The sequence below is a fragment of the Kitasatospora sp. P5_F3 genome, assembly GCF_054049135.1.
In genome coordinates this window covers 1-23085 of sequence record NZ_JBFUMY010000065.1, presented here as the reverse complement: position 1 = coordinate 23085, position 23085 = coordinate 1, and the positions used below count along the sequence as shown (strand labels likewise).

The following is a 23085-nucleotide window of genomic DNA, read 5'->3' as shown; positions in this document are numbered from 1 at the left end:
CGCGCTGATCGGCCGGGGCATCGGCCCGGAGGACGTGGTGGCGCTCGCGCTGCCCCGCTCCGTCGACCTCGTCATCGCCGCACTGGCCGTCCTCAAGGCCGGCGCCGCCTACCTCCCGCTCGACCCCGACTACCCCACCGACCGCATCACCGCCATGATCGAGGACGCCCGACCGAGCCTCGTCATCACCACCGCCGACCTCACCGAACGCCTCCCCGTCGACCCCACCCGACTCCACCTCACCGACCACCCCGACCACGCCTGGCAGCCCGGCACCGACCCCACCGACGCCGACCGCCGGACACCGCTGCGCCCCGAGCACCCGGCCTACATGATCTACACCTCCGGCTCCACCGGCCGCCCCAAGGGCGTGCTGGTCACCCACACCGGTCTGCCGGGCCTGATCGCCACCATGGCGGAGCGGTTCGCCGTCACGGCGGCGGACCGGGTGCTCCAGTTCGCCTCGCCGAGCTTCGACGCCTCGGTGATGGAGCTGCTGATGGCCCTGCCGAACGGCGCCGCGCTGGTGGTGCCGCCCGCGGGCGCCGTGCTCGCCGGGGAGACCCTGGCCGCGGTACTCGCCGATCAGCGGGTGTCGCTGACGCTGATCCCGCCCACCGTGCTCGCCACCGTGCAGCCCGCCCGGCTGGAGCACCTGCGCACCCTGCTGGTCGGCGGCGAGGCGTGCCCGCCCGAGCTGGTCACCCGCTGGTCCGCCGGGCGCCGCATGATCAACGCCTACGGCCCCACCGAGGGGACCATCTGCGCCACCACCAGCCGGCCGCTCACCGAGGCCGGGGTGCCGCCGATCGGCAGCCCGGTCGCCCACACCCGCGCCTACGTGCTCGACCACGCCCTGCGGCCGGTGCCGGCCGGGGTCACCGGCGAGCTGTACCTGGCCGGTGAGGGTCTCGCCCGCGGCTACCACGACCGGCCCGGGCAGACCGCAGGACGCTTCGTGGCCTGCCCGTTCGGGGCGGCGGGCGAGCGGATGTACCGCACCGGCGACCTCGCCCGTTGGAACACCGAGGGACAACTGCTCTACCAGGGCCGGGCCGACGACCAGGTGAAGGTGCGTGGCTTCCGGATCGAACCGGGGGAGATCGAGGCCGCGCTGACCGAGCACGCCCTGGTCGGCCAGGCGGTCGTGGTGGCCCGTCCGGACCACACCGGCGCGGACCGGCTGGTCGCCTACCTGACCACCGCGACCGGGCCCGAGCCCACCGCGTCGGACGACAGCGACCGCCGGGTCGGCGAGTGGCAGGAGATCTTCGACGCCCAGTACGCCGACGCCTCCGCCCTCACCTTCGGTGAGAACTTCGGTGGCTGGAACAGCAGTTACGACGGCACACCGATCCCGCTGACGGAGATGCGGGAGTGGCGCACCGCGACCCTGGACCGGATCCTGTCGCTGCGGCCGCGCCGGGTGCTGGAGATCGGCGTGGGTACCGGCCTGCTGCTGGCCACCCTGGCCCGGGAGTGCGACGAGTACTGGGGCACCGACCTCTCCCCCGCCGTGGTCGAGGCACTCCGCGAGCAGATCTCCGAGCAGCCCGAACTGACCTCCCGGGTCCGGCTGTTCGCCCGGGCCGCGGACGAGTTCGACGGACTGCCGGTCGGTGTACTGGACACCGTCGTGATCAACTCGGTGGCGCAGTACTTCCCGCACCTCGACTACCTGACCGACGTCATCCGGAAGTCCGTCGACGCCCTCGCCCCCGGCGGCCGGCTCTTCCTCGGCGACATCCGCAACCTGCGCCTGCTGCGCACGCTGCGCGCCGCGGTCGAACTCACCCGCAGCGAGCGGTCCACCGACCCGGCGGCGCTGCGCCGCGCGGTCGACCGCAGGACCGCCCTGGAGAAGGAACTCCTGGTCGACCCGGACTACTTCGCGGAGCTGCCCGACCTGCTGCCGGAGATCGCGGGCGTGGACGTCCGGGTCAAGCTGGGCCGGCACCAGAACGAGATGAGCCGGTACCGCTACGACGTGGTCATCCACAAGAAGCCGCTCGACCGCACCCCGCCGGCCGACGGCGCGGCCCCGGCTGCGGTCCGCGTCCTGCCCTGGACCGAGCTCGGCGGCCTGGACGCCCTGGCGGCCCGGCTGTCCGCAGCGGCGGACCGGCCGGAGGCCCTGCGGCTGTCCCGGGTGCCCAACAGCCGGGTCGCCAACGAGGCGGCGGCGGCCCGTGCCCTGGACGACCGGGCGAGTCTGGAGACGGTGCACCGGCTGTTCCGGACACCCGATCCGACCCTGCCCGAGCCGGACGACTTCCACCGGCTCGCCGAACTGCACGGCTACCGGGCCGTGCTGACCTGGAACGCCGACGCAGAGGACGGCAGCCTGGACGTCCTGCTGCTGCCGGGCGCGGACGACGCCCCGGTGCTCACCGGCCCGTCCGCCCCGGCCGAGCGCGGCCCGGCCAGCCGTCGCCCGCACGCCAACGAGCCCGCCCGGGGCCCGCTGGACGCCGACGCGCTGACCACCGCGCTGACCACGGCGCTCCGCGAGCGGCTGCCCGAACACCTGGTGCCCTCGGCCCTGGTCGTGCTGCCGGAGCTGCCCCGCACCCGCAGCGGCAAGCTCGACCGCAACGCGCTGCCCGCGCCGGACTTCGCCGTCCGCCCGCGCGGCCGGCAGCCGCGCACGCCGCACGAGGAGATCCTCTGCGCGCTCTGCGCCGAGGTGCTCGGCCTCGCCGAGGTCGGGATCGACGACAACTTCTTCGATCTGGGCGGCCACTCGCTGTTGGCCACCCGGCTGACCAGCCGGATCAGGGCCGAGCTCGGCCAGGAGCTGAGCGTGCGCGGCATCTTCGAGGAGCCGACCGTCGCGGGCATGGCCCGACGGCTCGGCGGCGCCTCCAGCGCCCGGCCGCCACTGGTGCCGACGGTCCGGCCGACCGAGATCCCGCTCTCCTTCGCCCAGCGCAGGCTGTGGTTCCTGGACCACCTTCAGGGGCCCAGCCCCGCGTACAACATCCCGCTGGCCCTGCGGCTGGAGGGCGCACTCGACGCCACCGCGCTGCGCTCCGCCGTCCGTGACGTCGTCCGGCGACACGAGGCCCTGCGCACCCGCCTGGTCGCGACCGACGGCCGGGCCCGCCAGGAGATCGTCGACCCGGCCGCGGCCGAGCCGTACTGGGAGCACACCGGCTGTGCGCGGCACGAGCTGGCCGATCGGCTGGCCCGCGCCCGCGAGTACTGCTTCGCCCTCGCCGATGAACTCCCGCTGCGTGCACAGCTGTTCGAGGTCGAGCCGCGCGAGCACGTGCTGCTGCTGTTGATCCACCACACGGCCGGCGACGGCTGGTCGATGCGACCGCTGATCAACGACCTCACCACCGCCTACGCCTGCCGGGTCCGCGGCGAGGCCCCGACCTGGGAACCGCTGCCCGTCCAGTACGCCGACTACTCGCTCTGGCAGGAGCGGCTGCTCGGCACCGCGGAGGACCAGCACAGCCTGCTCTCCACCCAGTTGCGGCACTGGACCGAGGTACTCCGCGACGCACCGGAGGAGTTGGCGCTGCCCACCGACCGGCCGCGGCCGCCGGTCTCCAGCTACCGCGGCGAGGAGTGCTTCCTGTCGGTCGACCGGGCGCTGCACCGGCAGCTGATCGGGCTGGCGCAGGAGAGCCGCGCGACCCTGTTCATGGTGCTGCAGACGGCACTGGTCGGCACGCTCGTCCAGCTCGGCGCGGGGACCGACATCCCGCTCGGCAGCCCGATCGCGGGGCGCACCGACGACGGGCTGAACGACCTGGTCGGCTTCTTCGTCAACACGCTGGTGCTGCGCACCGACGCCTCCGGCGACCCGAGCTTCCGGGAGCTCCTGGCCCGGGTCCGCGCCACCGACCTGGCCGCCTACGCGCACCAGGACCTGCCGTTCGAACGACTGGTGGACGCGCTCAACCCGGAGCGTTCGATGGCCCGTCAGCCACTGTTCCAGGTGGCGGTCCAGCTGCAGAACCTGGAGCGGGCCCAACTGGCCCTGCCCGGCCTACGGGTGGCCGTCGAACCGGTGCGCGGCTCGGTCGCCCGGTTCGACCTGTCCTACCACTTCCGTGAGCGGTTCACCGAGGACGGCCGCCCCGACGGGGTCGACGCCGTGGTCGACTACAGCACCGACCTGTTCGACCGGGCCACGGTCGAGGAGATCTCCGGCCGGCTGGTGCGACTGCTGGAGGCGGTCGCCGCCGATCCGGACCGCCGCGCGACCCGGCCCGAGATCCTCTCCCCGCAGGAGTGGCAGCGCACGGTCGTGCAGTTCAACGCCACCGACCGGCCACTGCCGCAGGCCGGGCGGGCGGTGCACCGGCTGTTCGCCGAGCAGGCGGCCCGTACCCCGGACGCCCCGGCGGTGGTGGCCGGCGCCACCGAGCTGACCTACCGTCAGCTCGACCGGCGGGCCAACCGGCTGGCGCACCGACTGCGCGATCTCGGGGTGGGCCCCGAGTCCGCCGTCGGCGTGCTGCAGGAGCGGACCGCGGACCTGCTGGTCTCGCTGCTGGCCGTGCTCAAAGCCGGCGGGGTGTACGTGCCCCTGCACTCCGGCTACCCGGCCGCCCGGATGCGGCAGGTGATGCAGGAGAGCGGCGCCCGGGTGCTGCTGGTGGACCGCGCCGGCGAACAGCGGGACTTCCCGCACTCCGCCGAGGTCGTGGTCGTGGACGCCGAGCCGGGCCCGGACGCCCGCGACTGGCCGGACACCGACCCCGGTGCCGCCGCCGACCCCGACCAGCTCGCGTACATCATGTACACCTCCGGCTCCACCGGCGTCCCCAAGGGCAGCGGGATCACCCACCGGGACGTGGTCCACCTGGCGCTCGACGGCTGCTGGGACTCCGGCCCCGGCTCCCGGGTGCTGATGCAGGCCCCGTACGCCTTCGACATCTCGACGTACGAGATCTGGACCCCGCTGCTCACCGGCGGCTGCGTGGTGGTGGCACCGTCCGCCGAACCGGACGTGGCCCTGCTGCGGCAGCTGATCACCGATCAGCGGGTCACCGGAGCACTGCTGACCTCCGGCCTGTTCGGCGTGGTCGCCGACGAGGCCCCGGAGTGCTTCGCCGGGATGCGGGAGATCTGGACCGGCGGCGACGTCGTGCCGCCCACCGCCGTGCAGCGCGTGCTCGACCACTGCCCGGACACCGTGGTGAAGTGCCTGTACGGACCCACCGAGACCACCCTCGGCGTCACCTGGTTCGGCATCCGCGCGCCGGAACGGATCAGCTCCGCCGTGCCGATCGGCCGGCCGCTGGACAACACCCGGGCCTACGTCCTGGACGACCGGTTGGCACCGCTGCCGGTGGGCTGCGCAGGCGAGCTGTACATCGCGGGCGCCGGGCTGGCCCGGGGCTACGTCGGTCGGCCCGGCCTGACCACCGAGCGCTTCGTGGCCTGCCCGTTCGGGGCGCCGGGCGAGCGGATGTACCGCACCGGCGACGTGGTGCGGCAACGGCCGGACGGCGTACTGGAGTTCGTCGGACGGGCGGACGAGCAGATCAAGGTGCGCGGCTTCCGGGTCGAGCCCGGCGAGATCGAGCTCGCGCTGGCAGGCCACCCCGAGGTGGCCCGCGCGGCCGTGGTGTTGGCCGAGGTCCAGCCCGGCGAGCGGCGGCTGATCGCCTACGTACTGCCGCGGCCCGGACGGACTGCGGACTCCCGGGTGCTGCGCAACCACCTGGCCGGGCAGTTGCCGGAGTTCATGATCCCGGCCGCGTTCGTGGCACTCGACGGGTTCCCGCTGACTCCGAACGGCAAGCTCGACCGCGCCGCACTGCCACTGCCCGACCTGTCCGGCCGGACCGGCGGCCGGGCGGCCGGCACGCCCGCCGAGGAGGCGATCGGCAAGGTCTTCGCCGACCTGCTGGGCCTGCCCTCGGTCGGTGTCGAGGACAGCTTCTTCGACCTCGGCGGGGACAGCATCCTGTCGATCCAACTGGTCAGCCGGGCCCGCAAGGCCGGTCTGCGGATCTCCGCGCGGGACGTCTTCCAGCACAAGACGGTGGCCCGGCTGGCCGAACTGGCCGAGAGCCGGCTCACCGACGACGGCCCCGCCGGGCCGGTCGCGGCCACCGGCGGACCGGTGGCGCTCACCCCCGCCATGCACTGGCTGCGTGAGCAGGGCGGCGGCATCGACGGCTTCTACCAGTCGCTGTTGCTGGAGCTGCCCACCGAGGCCGACGGACCGAGCGTGCGGGCCACCCTGCAGCGGGTGCTGGACGGGCACGACGCCCTGCGGCTCAAGCTCACCAGCCTGGCCAACGGGCTGGTCTGGACGCTGGAGGAGCAGCCCGTCGGGGCGGTCCTGGCCGACGACTGCCTACGGGTGGTCGACGGCGGGACCGAGCTGGCCGACCACGTGGCCGAGGCCGCCCGGCAGCTCGACCCGGCGGCCGGCCGGCTGCTGCGGGCGGTGCTCGCTCCGGGCGGCACCGGGGCGGGGCGGTTGCTGCTGGTGGTGCACCATCTGGCGGTCGACGCGGTCTCCTGGGGGGTCCTGCGTGCGGACCTGGCCCGGGCCTGGACGGCCGTCCGCTCCGGCGCGCCGGCCCCCGGCCCGGCCGGCGCCGGGTTCCGGCAGTGGGCCGACTGGCTGACCGGCCAGGCGAGCACCACCGAACGACTGGCCGAACTGCCGTACTGGGTGGACACCCTGGCCGACGGGGACGCCTCGCTGGTGGAGACCGACGGGCAGCCGCCGCGGGAACCGGCGTCCAGCGCCGAACACCTCACCGTCACCCTGCCCGCAGGCACCAGCGCGGCGCTGCTCGCGCAACCGTCCGAGGCCGCGGAGGAGATCCTGCTCACCGCCCTGGCGGTGGCCGTCGACCGCTGGCGGCGGGAACGGGGTGCGACCGGTGCCGACGTCCTGGTGGACGTCGAAGGGCACGGGCGCGCCGCCGGGCCGGCCGGGCACGACGCGACCCGGACGGTGGGCTGGCTGACCAGCTTCCACCCGGTCCGGCTCGACCCGGGCGCGGCCCGGCAGGGTGGCTCCGCCGCCCTGGCCCTCGGTACCGTCCGCGAGCAGTTGCGCGCGGTACCGGCCGACGGCCTCGGCTTCGGCATACTGCGCCACCTCAACGCCCAGACCGGCCCCCTGCTCGCCGCCCTGCCGCGGCCGCAGATCGGCTTCAACCATCTCGGGCGTCCGGCGTCCCGGGCCACCGGCCCCTGGCAGCCGGCCGGGTCCGCCCTTCCGCAGGGCGGCCTCGACCCGGCGATGGCGCTGCCGCACCTGCTCGGCGTCACCACGTACTTCCAGGACGGCGACGGCGGGCCCGAGCTCGCCGCCGGTCTCACCTGGGCCGGGCGGCTGCTGACGGCGGATCAGGTCGGTGCGCTGGCCCGGCACTGGGCGGCGGCAGTCCACGAACTGCTGGACGGGCCGGACGGCGGGTCGGACGGCGGGCCGGACGGGCCCGAGGGACCGGCCGGTGACCTGGACGGCTCCGACCGGCCGGCCGGACCGCCCCACGCCCGGTCGGGCCCGGCCGAGCCGGAGCTGCCGCTCACCCCGCTCCAGGAGGGCCTGCTGTTCCACGCGCTGTACGACGAGGCCGCGCCCGACCTGTACGCCGTGCAGCTGCACCTGGACCTGGCCGGGGTCGTCGACCCGGCGGTCCTGGAGGCCGCGTTCCTGGCCCTGCTCTCCCGGCAGCCCGCGTTGCGGGCCGGTTTCCGGCAGCAGGGAGTCGAACGGCCGGTGCGGTTCGACGGTGCTTCGGCCGGCTTCCGACTGGCCGAGGTCGATCTGAGCGGCCTGGCCGAGGCCGAGCAGCGGACCGCCCTGGACCGGCTGACGGCCGAGGACGGGGAGCGCCGCTTCGACCCGGCCGCCCCGCCGCTGATCCGCGCCACCCTGGTCCGGCTGGCGGCCGGGCAGCGCTACCGACTGCTGCTGACGCACCACCACATCCTGCTCGACGGCTGGTCGATGCCGCTGATGCTGCGTGAGCTGTTCGCGCACTACGCGGCCGGCGGCCACGACACCACCCTGCCGCCGGTGACCGGGCACCGCGCGTACCTGGACTGGCTGGAGCAGCAGGACGTGGCCGGAGCCGAGGACGCCTGGCGGCGGCACCTGACCGGCCCGGCCGAACCGACCCTGACCGCCCCGGCGGGCCCGGTGGCGGCCGGGGTGCGGGCCCGCCGCCTGGTGCGGGAGCTGCCGGAGGAGGAGTCCGCGGCGGTCACCGCCTTCGCCCGGAGCCGGGGGCTGACCCTGAGCAACCTGGTCCAGCTGGCCTGGGCGTTGCTGCTGCGCCGCCTCACCGGCAGCGACGACGTGGTGTTCGGCACCACGGTGTCCGGCCGCACCGGCGACGTGCCCGATCTGGAGAACATGATCGGCCTGTTCATGAACACCGTGCCGACCCGGGTGCGGTGGACCGCGGGCGAGCCCGTCGAAGCCGTGCTGGAGCGGATCAGGTCCGAGCAGATCGACCTGATGGACCATCACTTCGTCAGCCTGTCCCGGATCCAGGAACTCGCCGGGCACGGCCCGTTGTTCGACACCATCGTGGCGGTCGAGAACTTCCCGTCCTCCGGCAGCCACGACCTCGCCCCCGGCCTGCGGCTGGCCGGCGTCGGCAGCACGGACGCCACCCACTACCCGCTGGGTCTGGCGGTCGGCCCCGGCCGACGGCTGGTCTTCCGGCTGGACCACCGGCCGGACGTGTTCGACGACACCGACGCCGAGCGGCTGCTCGCCGAGTTCCTGCGCATCCTCACCGCCCTGCCGGGCCAGGCCACCCGGCCGGTCGGCCGCTTCGACCCGACCGGCCCCGCCGAGCGGCACCGGCAGCTGGCCGGGTCCGCCGGCCGGGCGAGCGATCCCGCGCGCACCGACGGCACCGTGCACGAGCGGTTCCTGGCCCAGGTGGCCCGCACCCCCGACGCCGTCGCGGTCGTCGAGGGCGACCACCGGCTGACCTACCGGGAGCTGCGTGACCGGGCCCTGCACCTGGCCGGCCGGCTGCGCCGGCACGGGGTCGGTCCCGAGTCCCCGGTCGCGGTGCTGCAGCGGCGTTCGACCGACCTGGTGGTGTCCACCCTGGCCGTTCTGCTGACGGGCGGCAGCTACCTGCCGCTGCGGCCCGAGGACCCGGAGGCCCGGGTCGCCGCCGTCCTGGCGTCGACCGGCGCCGCCGCCCTGCTCACCGATCCGGAGTTCGCCGAGCGGCGCACCCCGCCGTCCGGCGTCCCGGTCCTGGTGCCGGACGACGGGACCGGGCAGCCGCACGCGCACCCGGCACTGCCCCACCACGGGGACCCGGAGCAGCTCGCGTACCTGATGTACACCTCTGGCTCCACCGGCGAGCCCAAGGGCATCGGCATCACCCACCGCGACGTGCTGGCCCTCGCGCTCGACCGGTGCTGGCGGGCCGGCCCCGGAGAGCGGGTCCTGCTGCACTCGCCGTACGCCTTCGACGCTTCGACGTACGAACTGTGGGTGCCGTTGCTGACCGGGGCGGCCGTCGTGGTGGCCCCGCCCGGCGAGCTGCAGGGCGACGTGCTGCGCGAGGCCGTCGCCCGACACGGCGTCACCTGCGTGATGATGGCCGCCGGTCTGTTCGGGGTGCTCGCGGACACCGCCCCGGAGAGCTTCGCGGGCCTGCGCGAGGTGTGGACGGGCGGCGACCGGGTGTCGGTCCCGGCCGTCCGCGCGGTGCTCGCGCACAGCCCCGGCACGGCGGTCCACAACCTCTACGGGCCGACCGAGGCGACCTTGGGCGTGACGACGTTCCGGGTGCCCCGGGACGGCTGGCCGGAAGCGGCGCTGCCGATCGGAGAACCCCTGCAGGACACCCGCGCCTACGTGTTGGACCCCGCGCTGCTGCCGGTGCCCGGCGGATTCGCCGGCGAGCTCTACCTCGCCGGGGCCGGGCTCGCCCGGGGCTACCACGGCCGGGCGGACCTCACCGCGGAGCGGTTCGTCGCCTGCCCGTTCGGGCCGCCCGGTGAGCGGATGTACCGCACCGGCGACCTGGTCCGGCGGCGCTCCGACGGCCTGCTGGAGTTCCTCGGCCGTGCCGACACGCAGGTGAAGCTGCGGGGCTTCCGGATCGAACCCGGGGAGATCGAGGCCCGCCTCGCCGCGCACCCGGACGTCGTCCGGGCCGCCGTGCTGGTGCGCGAGGTCCGGCCCGGTGACAAGCAGCTGGTCGGGTACGTGCTGCCGGTGCCGGGCTCGGACAGCGGACCCACCGAGTGGGGCGACTGGTTGGCGTCCGCGCTGCCCCGCTACATGGTGCCCGCCGTGCTGGTCCCGCTGACCTCGTTCCCGCTGACCGGCAACGGCAAGCTCGACCACCGGGCGCTGCCGGCCCCCGCCGCTCCCGCCGTCGGCCGCCGTCCCGGCACGCCCCGGGAGGAGATCCTGTGCGAGGCGTTCGCGGTCGTCCTCGGCCTCCCCCGGGTCGGCGCCGACGACGACTTCTTCCGGCTGGGCGGCCACTCGCTCGGAGCGATGCGCCTGGTGAGCCGGGTGCGCGCGCTGCTCGGTGTCGAACTGCCGGTCAGGGCGCTGTTCGAGGCCCCGACCCCGGCCGAGCTCGCCCGCCGGCTGGACGACACGGCGGGCACCCAGCCGCCGCTGGGGCCGAGGGAGCGGCCCGAACGGGTGCCGCTGTCCTTCGCCCAGCGACGCCTGTGGTTCCTGCACCAGTTGCAGGGCCCCAGCGCCACCTACACCATCCCCGCGGCCCTGCGGCTGACCGGGCGGCTGGACCTGGCCGCGATCCGCAGCGCCCTGGCCGACCTGCTGCTCCGTCAGGAGGCGCTGCGGACGGTCTTCCCCGACTTCGCCGGTGAGCCGTACCAGTACCTGCTCTCCCCCGAGGAGGTGCCCGCCGTGCTCGCGGTCGAGGACACCGACGAGGACGGTCTGGCCGCCGCCCTCGCCACGGCGGTCGGGCAGGGCTTCGAGATCGGCAGCGAACCACCGCTGCGGGTCCGGGTGTTCCGGATCGGGCCGGAGGATCACGTGCTGCTGCTCCTGCTGCATCACATCGCCGGCGACGGCTGGTCGATGGGCCCCCTGATCAGGGACCTCACCACGGCCTACGCCGCGCGTGCCCGCGACGCCGAGCCCGACCTCGGGCGGCTGCCCGTGCAGTACGCCGACTACACGCTGTGGCAGCGCGAGGTGCTCGGCGACGAGGCCGATCCGGACAGCCGGATGTCCCGTCAGATCGCCTACTGGGAGCACCGGTTGAGCGACCTGCCGGCCGAACTCGAGCTGCCGGTCGACCGGCGCAGGCCGGCCGTGGCCAGCGGCGCGGGCGGCCTGGCGCCGTTCCGGATCCCCGCCGAGCTGCACCGGCGGCTCGCGGCGCTGGCCCGGGCGGAGCACGCCACCCTGTTCATGGCGCTGCACGCCGGTCTCGCCGCGCTGCTGTGCCGGCTCGGCGCCGGCACCGACATCCCGCTGGGCAGTCCGGTCGCGGGGCGCAGCGACACCGCCACCGACGACCTGGTGGGGTTCTTCGTCAACATGCTGGTGCTCCGCCTGGACGTCTCGGGGCACCCGGGCTTCCGCGAGCTGCTGGCCCGGGCCCGGGCCACCGACCTGGAGGCGTACGCCCACCAGGACGTACCGTTCGAGCGCCTGGTGGAGGTGCTCAACCCGGAGCGCTCGCTCTCCCGGCAGCCCCTGTTCCAGGTCGGGCTCGCCCTGCAGAACATGCCGCGCGAGGACCTGGCGCTGCCCGGTCTGAGCGCGGAGTTCCTCCCCGTCGATCCCGGCACCGCCCGTTGGGAGCTGACGGTCACGCTCGCCGAGCAGCAGACCGCGGCCGGGGAGCCCGACGGCATCGAGGGCTTCATCGAGTACAGCTCCGACCTGTTCGATCCCGGAACGGTGCGGGACATCGCCGATCGCTACGTGGAGCTGTTGCGGCAGGCGGTGGCCGACCCGGAGCAGCCGGTGACCCGGCTGCCGCTGCTGTCCGGGGAGGAGTCCGCACTGATCGAGCGGTGGAGCGGGACGACCGGGCCACGCCCGGCAACGGCCGAGGCACAGACCGTGCCGCAGGCGTTCGAGCGCGTCGCCGCCCGGGTCCCGGACCAGATCGCCGTGGTGTACGGGGACGAACGGCTCACCTATCGGGAGCTGAACGAGCAGGCCGACCGGCTCGCCCGGCTGCTCATCGGCCGTGGCGCGGCCCCCGAGCGGGCCGTCGCCCTGGCGCTGCCCCGCGGCACCGCGCAGGTGGTGGCCGTGCTGGGCGTCCTCAAGGCCGGTGCCGTCTACGTCCCGCTCGATCCGGCCCACCCGGCCCAGCGTCTCGCGACCGTGCTGCGGGACGCCGATCCGGTCTGCCTGGTCACCGTGCGCGAGGTGGCGGCCGACCTGCCCGAGGGTGTCCCGCTGGTCGTGCTCGACGAGCCCGACACCCTGCGGGAGCTGGACCTGTTGCCGGCCACGGCGGTGGCCGACGCCGAACGCCGCTCGCCACTGACCGGGGAGCACGCCGCCTACGTGATCTACACCTCCGGGTCCACCGGAGTGCCGAAGGGCGTCGTCGTGACGCACTCCGGCGTACTGCACCTGTTCCGGGCCGCCGACCGCCGGTTCGACCTCGACCGCTCCGGGGTGTGGACGGTGTTCCACTCGTACGCCTTCGACTTCTCGGTCTGGGAGCTGCTGGCGGCACTGCTACACGGCGGCCGCAGTGTGCTGGTGTCGCAGGAGCAGGTCCACTCGGGCCCGGCGTTCCTCCGGCTGCTGGTCGAGGAGCAGGTCACCGACCTGACCCAGACGCCGTCCTCGTTCCAGCAGCTGCTGGAGGCCGTCCTGGCGGACCCGGACACCGCGTCCCGGCTCGCCCTGCGCACGGTGGCGATCGGTGGCGAGATCCTGGAGACCAGTCGGCTGGAGCCCTGGTACGAGCTGTTCCCGACGGACCGGCCGGTGCTCGCCAACGTGTACGGGCCCACCGAGAACACCGTGCTGACCAGCAGGCACACGATCCTGGCACCCGGCGCCGAGCCCCCGAACGTCCCGATCGGCGGGCCGTTCGACGGGCTCCGGGTGCATGTGCTGGACGCGGGCCTGATGCCGGTCCCACCGGGTGCGGCGGGCGAACTCTACCTGTCGGGGCCGCAGTTGACCCGGGGGTACCTCAACCGTCCGGCGCTGACCGCGCACCGGTTCGTCGCCTGCCCCTCCGGCGCACCCGGGGAGCGGATGTACCGCACCGGTGACCTGGCGCGCCAACTGGCCGGGGGTGAGCTGCAGTTCATCGGCCGCGCGGACACCCAGGTCAAGCTGCGCGGCTTCCGGGTCGAACTCGGCGAGATCGAGGCCCGGCTGCGCAGGCGTCCGGAGATCGCCGACACCACGGTGCAGGTGGTCGAGGGCCCGCGCGGGCCACTGCTGGTGGGCTACCTGGTACCGGCCCCCGGAGCGGAACTGGACCGCACCGCCCTGCGCACCGCGCTACGGAGCGAGCTGCCGGAGCACATGGTGCCCACGGCCTTCGTGGAGCTGGCCCAACTGCCGCTGAACCAGAACCGGAAGCTCGACCGGGCCGCGCTGCCCGCTCCGGAGCTGTCCACCGGGCCCGGCCGCCGCCCGCGCACCCCGCACGAGCAGGTGCTGTGCGAGCTCTTCGCGGACGCCCTGGGCCTGCCAGGCGTGGGGATCGACGACAACTTCTTCGAGCTCGGCGGCCACTCCCTGCTGGCCGCCCGCCTGATCAAGGGAGCCCAGGACGTGACCGGGTCCGCACTGTCGGTCCGGGCACTGTTCGAGGCCCCCACACCCGCCCTGCTGGCCGAGCGGATCGGCCTGCCCACCTCGCCCACCGGGGCGCTCGAACCGGTACTGCCCCTGCGCGCCACCGGCTCCCGACCGCCGCTGTTCTGCATCCACCCGGCCGGCGGCATCAGCTGGTGCTACGCGGGCCTGCTCCAGTCGATCGGCGCCGATCGCCCGTTGTACGGGCTGCAGGCGCCCGGACTGACCAGGCCGGAGGTCCGGCCCGAGTCGCTGCGACAGATGGCGGCCGACTACGTACGGCTGATCCGCGAAATCCAGCCGAGCGGGCCCTACCACCTGCTCGGTTGGTCGTTCGGCGGCGTCCTCGCGCACGAGACGGCCCGACAGCTGGGGGACGCCGGGGAGGAGATCGCCCTGCTGGCGCTCCTGGACGCCTATCCGTACACGGACGGGGCCGAGCCGGGAACACCCGGGGAGGCGCAGATCCTGGCCGGCGCCCTCGACTACTTCGGCTCCCTGACGGGCGAGGTGGGCCACCACGACATGACGCCGGAAACGGTCGCCCGCCTGCTGAGGGAGAACGGCATCGAGGCGCTGGACGAAGACCAGCTGCGCGCCTTCGTGGAGGTGTACCGCACCAACTACCGGCTCCGGCAGGAGTTCGTCCCGGGCGTCCACCGGGGCGACGTGCTGCTCTTCCGGGCCGCGCGTGGCGACACCGCGCACGTCGCGTCCCCGGCCCTGTGGGAGCCGTTCGTCACCGGGACGGTCCGCAGCCACGACATCGACTGCGAGCACCACCGGATGACCGAGTCGGAGCCGCTCCGCCACATCGGACGGATACTCGACGACCTGCTGCGCGAATCCGGGACCGCCCGGGGATAGCGGCGGCGTACGGAAATGCGGCGGCGGCCTCCGGCCTCCGCCGCATTCCTGTGTCCCGGCCAGGAAAGCACGAAAAGCTCCCCGCCGCCGATGTGTCATGGCGACGGGGATGTTCTCCCGGCTGATCCGTAATTCATTTCACGCTCATCAGCCGCGACAGCTGCTGCGCATTTCTCCACGCGGCTGGACGGTGTGCAGCAATCCCATTCGATGGGCAAGCGCACCGGCCTGGAAACGTGAATCAGCACCCAGGTTCTCCATCACCCGGGCGACATGCCTGCGATATGTGCGGACGGACATCTGGAGCTTTCGCGCCGCTGCTTCGTCCTTGCAGCCGGCATCCAGGAGTTCGAGCACCTGCACGGTGGTCTCGTCGTCCAGGGCGAGTCCGCAGTTCCGGAACACGTCCACGGCCACGGCCGACTGCCAGAGCACGGCGAATGTGTTGCACATGGCGGTGACTATGGAGGGATTGCGAATGACCAGTACATTTTCGACGAATCGGCCGTCGTGCGGGCGCAGGATGGCGATCCGACGGTCGAGGATGATCACCTCGGGCAGCTGAGCGCCGCTGACCCGCACCTCGGCACCCTCGTCGGCGATCTGCGCCAGGTGGCCACCCTCCTGGAACGCGGTGTCACTGGCGCACAGCGCGGACACCCGGCTGCCACCGGCGAGCAGCTCGCCCTCCAGGGCCCGCAGGGCCGGCTGCAGGCGGGCCTCCTCGGGCCAGGCGTCCCAGATCTCGATGGGACGGCGAACGGACTCCATACGGAACCGCTCGAATAACTCCTTTCGCACGTACGCGAGAGCACAGGGTTCTATCTCTCGCTGCGAAGCCGAATCCAACCGACCGGTCGTATTGTCCGGACTCCGGCGGAACCCGACATTCCGTTCACTTTCAAGGTCTTGACCGTACAACGTGATCCCCCGTGTGGTACGTCGCTTGTGTCCAAGAGTCGCCCCCGAAGCATAACCGGCGGCAGTCGAGCTGACCACAGCCGTCGACCGACGGCCCGGGCGGCCTGTATCGCGGAATCCACCCGATATGGTGCGGGGGGTCGGCCACGAAGATCATCGGTTAGCAGCTTGCTGCCAGATCCGTCCGCCGGGCGACTCGGTCCGAATACCTTGGCAGCCAAGCCGATCCCCGTCGAGACACAGAGGTGATAACCATGGCTGCAGTTACCGAAGAGCGCCGTCTGATCATCAAGGACATTGTCTGTGATGTCCTCGAGATCGACCCCGAAGAGCTGACCGACAGCAGCTATTTCAAGGACCACGGCGCCGACTCGCTGCGCGCCATCGAGATTCTGGCCGGCCTGGAGAAGAAGTTCTCCCTGACCATCGACCAGGGCGAGCTGAGCCGGATGGTGAACCTCGAGGGAATCTTCGAGGTCATCGCCGACGCCTCCAACTGACCGACCGGACCGGACAGCAACAGCGCGCTCACACTTGTTGGGGAGTTGACATGACCAGCCGAGTCACGGACCCGGAACAGCGGGTCGTCGTCACCGGAATCGGGGCGGTCACCAGCATCGGCGTCGGGGCACAGGCATTCCTGGAAGGCCTGCGGGCCGGGCGCGGATCCGCACGGCCCATCACCGCGTTCGACACCACCGGATTCGCGCACGCGCTGGGCTGCGAGGTGTCCGGTTTCGAAGCCGCCGACTGGCTGCGTCGGCACCGGCCCGACGAGCTCGGCCGGGCCGCGCAGTTCGCGGCCGCCGCAGCCCGGATGGCCGCCGAGGACGCGGGCCTCGCCGAGCCGGACCTCCGGGCCCGGCGGGCCCTGGTCGCCGTCGGCACCACCGACGGCGAGTCCCGCGACCTCGACGCGCTGGTGGGCGCACAGGTCGCCGGCGGGCCCTCGGCCGGCGACCCCCGGGTCGCCCGGCGGGTCTCCACCGTCCGGCTGGCCACCGGCGTCGCGCACGAACTCGGACTGACCGACGTCGAGGCCGTCGCGATGCCCACCGCCTGCGCAGCCGGCAACTACGCCATCGGGCACGGCTACGACGCGGTGCGGGCCGGCGACGTCCAGGTGGCCCTGTGCGGCGGAGCGGACGCGGTGTGCCTCAAGACCTTCGCCGGCTTCTACCGGCTCGGCACCATCGCACCGGAGAGCTGCCGCCCGTTCGACGTCTCGCGCCAGGGCATCCTCACCGGCGAGGGTGCCGGGATCCTGGTCCTGGAGACGCTGGCCGCCGCCCGTGCCCGGGGCGCCCGGATCTACGCGGAGGTCCTGGGGTACGGGCTGAACTGCGACGCCCACCACCCGGTCGCTCCCGACCGGGACAGCATCGCCCGGTGCATGCGGATCGCCCACGCCTCGGCCGGGATCGAGGCGGCCCAGGTCGACTTCATCTCGGCCCACGGCACCGGCACCAAGGCGAACGACGTCACCGAGGCCGCCGCCATCCACCAGGTGTTCGGCCGGGTCACCCCGCCCACCGTCTCGATCAAGTCGATGATCGGTCACACCATGGGCGCGGCAAGCGCGTTGGCGGCCGCCGCCAGCGCACTGGCCATCGCCGAGCAGTTCATCCCGCCCACCATCAACCACATCGAGACCGACCCGGAGTGCGACCTGGACTGCGTCCCCAACCGGGCTCGCGCCGCCGATCTGCGCATCGTGCAGAACAACGCGCTGGCCTTCGGGGGCAACAACGCGGTCACCCTCTTCGGCCGAGTGGAGGCTACGTGAACCCCGGACCAGAGCGGCTGCCGGACGGCAGCCGGATCGCCGGACGAGGCGTGGTGACCGCCTTGGGCCGCACCGTCCCCGAGCTCTTCGAGGCCCTGTGCCAGGGCCGGACCGCCCTCGCCCCGCTGCGCGCCTTCGACCGCACCCGGTTCGGGCTCCAGCACGGCTACGAGATCGACGACCGACCCGCCGGCGGACCCGACCTGCCGCTGCGGGCGACCTCCTGGCTGTGCGAGGCGATCGCCCTGGCCGCCGCCGACGCCGGCCTGACCGACCTCAGCACGGTGCCGGTCCTGGTCGGCACCGGACTGCGCGAACTGCGCACGGTCGAGCTGCGCCGGCAGGCGGGCAGCACCGTCACACCGGCCGAGCTGCACTTCGGCACCGCGCTGCGCGAGCGGTTCGGCGTCACCCGCAGTCACACCTTTTCCAACGCCTGTGCCGCCTCGCTGTACGCCTGCGGCCTGGCGGACGACCTGCTGGCGAGCGGGGAGGCGGACACCGTGGTGGTGGCCGGAGTCGACACGGTCACCGAGAGCATGCTCGGGCTCCTCGACCGGGTCCAACCCGGACACCCCGACGCAGTGCGCCCGTTCGACCGGGCCCGCAAGGGCGTACTGCTCGGCGAGGGCGCGGCCGCGGTGGTGCTCCGCCGCAGCGGCCCGGCCCAGGCGGTGCTGCGCTCCGTGGCGCTGGGCTGCGACGCCCACCACGTGACCGCCCCCGACGCCGAGGGCATCCTGCGCACCGTCCGGCAGGCCCACGCCCGGGCCCGCCTCACCCCCGGCGAGATCGACCTGGTGATGGCGCACGGCACCGGCACCCTGCTCAACGACGAGGCCGAGGCCATCGCGCTCGGCAAGGCGTTCGCCGGCCACCGGCCCGCCGTCACGGCGATCAAGGCCGCCACCGGACACACCTCGGGGGCCTCCGGGCTGATGGCGCTCACCGTCGCGGTGGAGGCCCTGCGGACCGGGCGGATCCCCCCGACCGCAGGCACCCGCGACCTGGTACCCGAGGCCGCCGGACTTGACCTGGTGCTCGGCGCCGAGCTGCACCGGCCGGTCCGGATCGCGCAGGTCGACGCATTCGGTTTCGGCGGCCTCAACGCGGTCGCCCTGGTGGAAGGGACGGTCTGAGGTGACCTCGGTGACCGTAACGGGGGCCGCCGTCTTCGGGACCGGCCTGCACGACCTCCGGCAGTTGCTGCCGGGCGCGACCCGGGCCTGGTCCCGGCCGACGGCGCTGGAGCGGGCCGACCCGGCCGAGGTGCTCGGCAGCCGCGGCCTGCGGTACAAGGACCGCGCCACCTGCCTGGCCCTCGCCGCGACACATCTGGCGCTGGAGGACGCGGGCCTGCTGCGAACCGGGAGCCAGCACCTGCCGGACGACTGTGCCGTGGTGGTGAGCAGCAACCACGGCAACCTCGACACCGTGTGCGAGGCCGCAGCGGTCATCGCGGAGCACGGGACCGGACACCTCAGTCCGATGGCCCTGCCCAACGCCTCCAGCAACATCGCGGCCTCCACCGCCGCGATCCGCTTCCGGCTGGGCGGCCCCAACCTGACGCTGTGCAACGGCCCGGCCTCCGGGCTGGACGCCGTGCACTGGGCGCGTCGGCTGATCATGGCCGGCCGGGCCCGCCGGGCACTGGTGATCGGCGTCGAGGCCGACACTCCGGTGCTCAGGTCCCTGCTCGGGGCCGAAGGCCCGCTGTTCGACGGTGCGGCGGCGGTGGTCCTGGAGGAGGCCGGCAGCGCGCGGGAGCGCGGCGCCCACGAGCGGGTCCGGGTCGGTGGCTACGACCGCACCGCCACCCTGACGGCCGGGATCGACGCCCTCGGTGGCGTACCCCGGATCTCGCTCTGGCTGGGCGGCCAGGACGGCGGCCCGGTGCCGCCCGCCCTGGCGACGACCACCGTCCACGACCTCGACCGGGTGCTCGGCGACACCTCCGGGGCACTGGGCGTGCTCCAGTGCGCGGCCGCCGCCGCCCGCCCGGCCGGGGCCGGTACCACCCTGGCGACCGCCGGGTGCCAGGACGTGGCCGTGGCGACCCTGCTGCTGGAACCGACCGGGGGCGCGGCATGACCCGGCCCGGCATGCAGCTGCTCCGCCCGGGTCTGCTCCCCGGCGCCCGCAAGGTGCTGCTGCTGCACGGGATGGGGGCCGGGGACAACATCTGGCACCTCTACCGCGCCTTGGCCGGCCCGGAGCTCGAACTGTGGACCGTCAAGCTGCCCTGGCGCTTCAACGGCGAACGGAGCTGGGCCCACGAACCGGGCTGCGCCCGCTTGGTGGCGGACCTGCTGGACACCCGCTTCGATGCGGTGGTCGCGCACTCGTTCGCCGCCAACCTGCTGCTGGAGGCACTGGTCCAGGAGGGCGGCCGACCGCCGACGGCGACGGTGCTGCTGTCCCCGTTCTACCGGCCCACACCGGACGCCTTCCGCTGGGAGACCGCCTCGTACTACCTCGGTGAGTTCCACCGCTTCCTGGAGAGCGGCATCGCCGCGCGTCGCCTGATGCACGGCTGTTCCCCGCTGGACGCGGACGTGCTGCACGGGATGGGCCGCCATGTGCGCGACCAGATCGGCCCGTACGGCTGGCTGCGGTTCTTCGAGACCTACCTGCGAACCCCATGGCTGCGACTGGACCGCCTGCGCGGCCCGTGTCTGGTGGTGGCCGGGCAGGACGACCGGGCCGCCTCCCCGTGTGACGGATCCGCCCTGGCGGCAGCCCTGCCGGCCGGCCGCCTGGTGGTCCTGCAGGAGACCGGGCACTTCGCCATGGTCGAAGCCGCGGCCGCGTTCAGCGCCGCGCTGGACGCGTTCTTCTCCGAAACCCTCCGCACCCGCCCTGTTCATCCCGCACCGCCGGTGGCTCGATCCGGGTCAGGTGTGCGGTTCACGTACCCAGAGGAGCAACCGACATGACCACCACCCTCGACCTCGGGCCGGCACTCGACCGCACCACGACGGTCACCCTCCGGCCGCGCTACGAAGGCTGCAACATCTGCACCTGGATCGGCTTCAAACACGTCAACTACCTCGTCGAGGAGGCCGTGCTGACGCACCTTCGGGAGAGCGGCCTGCCGGCCGGCGGGCTCTACGAGGAGTACGGCCTGGGCACCGAGCTGGTCGGACTGGACACCAGGATCGCCACCGCCCTGCACATCGACGACCTGGTGACGGCCACCGTCCGTCCGTCCGTCGGCCGGGACGCCCGGGGCCCCGAGGGGCAGCTTGCGCTGACCGTGCAGTTCACCGTGGACCGGGACGGCGAACCCGTCCAGGCCGTCTCGTCCCGGGTGCGCGTGGTGTTCCGGCAGAACGCGGACTGCCATGACGCCCCGGCCGCCCTGGCGCCTTACGTCGTGCGCCGGATCGGGAGCGCCGGGCAGCAGGCGCCGGCCGACGGTCCGGTCTCTGCGGAGCAGGCGGTCGAGGCGCTGCGCGCCGCGGGCAACACCGAGGTGTGGCGCTGGCGCATCCCGTACTTCTACTGCCACTTCACCGAGCGGCTGCAGCTGTCCGGCCTGCTGCGGGTGATGGAGGACGCCGTCGACCGGTTCCTGGCGGAGCGCGGCGCGTCGATCCGGACCCTGCTGACCGAGCAGGACTGGATCCCGGTGGTGCCGCACTCCACGATCACCGTGCTCGACGAGTCGCTGATGGAGGAGGAGCTGATCATCGCCTTCACCGTGGAGGAGGTTTTCAAGGAATTCACCTACGCCGCCCGGGTGGACACCTTCGTCCTGCGCGACGGCGTCCTGGTGCCGACCTCCACCGGGCGCATCACCCACGGCTACGCCCACATCGACAGCCGGCGGGACTGGTCCCTGGTGCGCTTCGACGAGCGGCTGCTGCGGGCCTTGCACGGCGAAGCCCACTGAGCCACCGCCGACGACAGGAGAACGACGATGGACGGCAAAGTCCTGATCACCGGCCTGGGCGCCGTCTCGACCCTCGGCACCGGCCTGGAAGCCTTCCGCCGGGGCCTGCTCAAGGCGGACAGCCTGCCGGTGGAGACCGCCGACCCGTGGGCGAACGTCCCGGTCCGGCGGATGTACCTGGTGCCCGACACCCCGGCCGGGCCCGGCCGGGTCACCGGCTTCGCGGTGACCGCGGCCCGAGAAGCGCTGAGGGACGCCCGCCTGGACCCCCGGGAGCTCGGCAGCACCCGGACCGCCGTCGTCTTCGGCACCACGATCGGTGACGGCGCCGACGACGAACGGCACGCCCCCGGCAGGCCCGACCCGGCCGGCCGCTCGGCCTACGGAGTGGCCGAGGCGGTCGCGGCGGTGGTCGGCGCCCGCGGACCGGCCCCCGTGGTCGGCAACGCCTGTGCGGCCAGCGGCTACGCGGTGGCGATGGCGGCGGATCTGATCCGCTCCGGCGAGGCCGACGTGGTGGTGGCCGGCGGCGCCGAGGGGTACTCCCGAGTGGCACTGGCCTGCTTCAACCGGATGGGTGCGGTCGACCCGGAGCGGTGCCGGCCGTTCGACGCCGACCGGCGCGGCACGGTGTTCGGCGAGGGCGCGGCAGTGCTCGTGCTGGAGTCGGCCGAGCACGCCGCCCGCCGCGGCGCCGCGCGCAGCTACGCGGCGGTCGGGGGCAGCGGCTGGAGCTGCGACGCCCACCACATCACCAGCCCGGATCCGGGCGGGGAGCAGATCCGGCGCGCCATGGCCGAGGCCCTGCGCGAGGCCGGACTCACCCTCGACCAGGTCGGTTGCGTCGTCCCGCACGGCACCGGCACCGAGCTCAACGACGTGGTGGAGAGTGCTGCCCTGCGGGAGCTGTTCGGCGACCGCCTGGACCGAACGCCCGTCTACAGCCTCAAGGCGTTGATCGGACACACCGGCGGCGCGGCCGGCGCCTTCGCGGCGCTCACCGCCGCGCTGGTCGTCCGGGACCACGAGGTGATGCCCAACGTGCCCGTGGCCAACCCGGACCCCCGCTGCCCGCTCTGGCTGCCGGCGATCGGGCCGGTCCCGCTCGCCGGGCCGGCGGTGCTGGCCAACGCGTACGGCTTCGGCGGCAACAACGTCTCGCTCGCCCTGCTGGCGACCGACGGTGAGGAGCTCTTCCGGTGAACACAACGGATCTCGTGGTGAGCGGCCTGGGCGTGACCACGCCCTGGTCCGACGACCCGCGCCGGGCGGCCCAGGGGGCTCCCGGCGCCGGCCAGACCGACCCCGGGTGGTTCGACGTCGCGCGCCAGCTCGGCCCGCGCGGCTACCGCTACCTGCCGCCCGCCTGCGGCTACCTGCTCGCCGCCACCCGCCGGGCGGTGGCGGAGGCGGGCGGTCTGGAACGTGTCCCCGAGGACGAGCGGGCGCTGGTGGTCGCCACCAACCACGCCGCCACCGGGGTCCTGGACGGTATGGACGAGGCGGTCGCGGACCAGGGCGCCCAGGCGCTCAGCCCGGCCCTCGCACCGTACTTCTCGATCAACACGTACGCGGGCCGGGTCACCACCGAGTTCGCCACCAAGGGGTTCGCGGTGACGCTCACCTCGCCGGCCGTGGCCGGGTTCGAGGCGCTGGCCCTGGGCAGCAACTCGGTGCTGCGGGGCCGCGCCAGCGCTCTGCTGGTCGGGGCCACCGAGGCGGCCCTGCCGGCCGGGCACCGGGCGGCCGGGCTCGGGGAGGCCGGGGCAGCAGTCCTGGTGCTCGAACCGGCCGGGTCGGCGCACCGCCGCGGGGCCGCGGTACGGGGCACCGTACGGGCGGCGTCGCTGGCGGTACCGTCCGGCC

At 73.9% G+C, this 23085-nt stretch carries 10 protein-coding genes; 9 read left to right on the top strand and 1 reads right to left on the bottom strand.

Annotated features, from left to right (window positions below):
- Nucleotides 1-14617, top strand: a 14617-nt coding sequence (locus ACXJMZ_RS29270; protein ID WP_457033053.1) for an amino acid adenylation domain-containing protein, incomplete at its 5' end; no start/stop codon positions are given.
- Between the two features lie 147 nt (nucleotides 14618-14764).
- Here ACXJMZ_RS29270 and ACXJMZ_RS29265 read toward each other — a convergent pair.
- A complete protein-coding gene (locus ACXJMZ_RS29265; RefSeq protein WP_457033052.1) occupies nucleotides 14765-15418 on the bottom strand; it encodes a hypothetical protein in 654 nt (217 codons plus the stop codon).
- 374 nt (nucleotides 15419-15792) lie between these two features.
- On the opposite strand from ACXJMZ_RS29265, the gene ACXJMZ_RS29260 reads away from it, so the two are divergent.
- The 8 genes from ACXJMZ_RS29260 to ACXJMZ_RS29225 all read left to right on the top strand — a co-directional run.
- Nucleotides 15793-16038, top strand: coding sequence for an acyl carrier protein (locus tag ACXJMZ_RS29260; RefSeq protein ID WP_457033051.1), 246 nt, complete (start codon nucleotides 15793-15795; stop codon nucleotides 16036-16038).
- Nucleotides 16039-16088: 50 nt separating this feature from the next.
- Nucleotides 16089-17324, top strand: coding sequence for a beta-ketoacyl-[acyl-carrier-protein] synthase family protein (locus ACXJMZ_RS29255; RefSeq protein WP_457033050.1), 1236 nt, complete (start codon nucleotides 16089-16091; stop codon nucleotides 17322-17324).
- Nucleotides 17321-18463, top strand: coding sequence for a beta-ketoacyl synthase N-terminal-like domain-containing protein (locus ACXJMZ_RS29250; protein WP_457033049.1), 1143 nt, complete (start codon nucleotides 17321-17323; stop codon nucleotides 18461-18463). Before ACXJMZ_RS29255 ends, ACXJMZ_RS29250 begins: the two co-directional genes overlap by 4 nt.
- A gap of 10 nt (nucleotides 18464-18473) precedes the next feature.
- A complete protein-coding gene (locus tag ACXJMZ_RS29245) occupies nucleotides 18474-19415 on the top strand; it encodes a beta-ketoacyl synthase N-terminal-like domain-containing protein (protein ID WP_457033048.1) in 942 nt (313 codons plus the stop codon).
- Nucleotides 19412-20260 carry an alpha/beta fold hydrolase gene (locus ACXJMZ_RS29240; RefSeq protein ID WP_457033047.1) on the top strand — a complete coding sequence of 283 codons (849 nt, stop codon included), beginning with the start codon at nucleotides 19412-19414 and terminating at the stop codon, nucleotides 20258-20260. Before ACXJMZ_RS29245 ends, ACXJMZ_RS29240 begins: the two co-directional genes overlap by 4 nt.
- Nucleotides 20257-21219, top strand: coding sequence for a hypothetical protein (locus tag ACXJMZ_RS29235; RefSeq protein WP_457033046.1), 963 nt, complete (start codon nucleotides 20257-20259; stop codon nucleotides 21217-21219). The genes ACXJMZ_RS29240 and ACXJMZ_RS29235 overlap by 4 nt, the downstream gene beginning before the upstream one ends.
- Before the next feature lie 27 nt (nucleotides 21220-21246).
- Nucleotides 21247-22422, top strand: coding sequence for a beta-ketoacyl-[acyl-carrier-protein] synthase family protein (locus tag ACXJMZ_RS29230; protein WP_457033045.1), 1176 nt, complete (start codon nucleotides 21247-21249; stop codon nucleotides 22420-22422).
- Nucleotides 22419-23085: beta-ketoacyl synthase N-terminal-like domain-containing protein (locus ACXJMZ_RS29225; RefSeq protein ID WP_457033044.1), on the top strand; the 667-nt coding region annotated here is incomplete at its 3' end. The genes ACXJMZ_RS29230 and ACXJMZ_RS29225, both read left to right, overlap by 4 nt.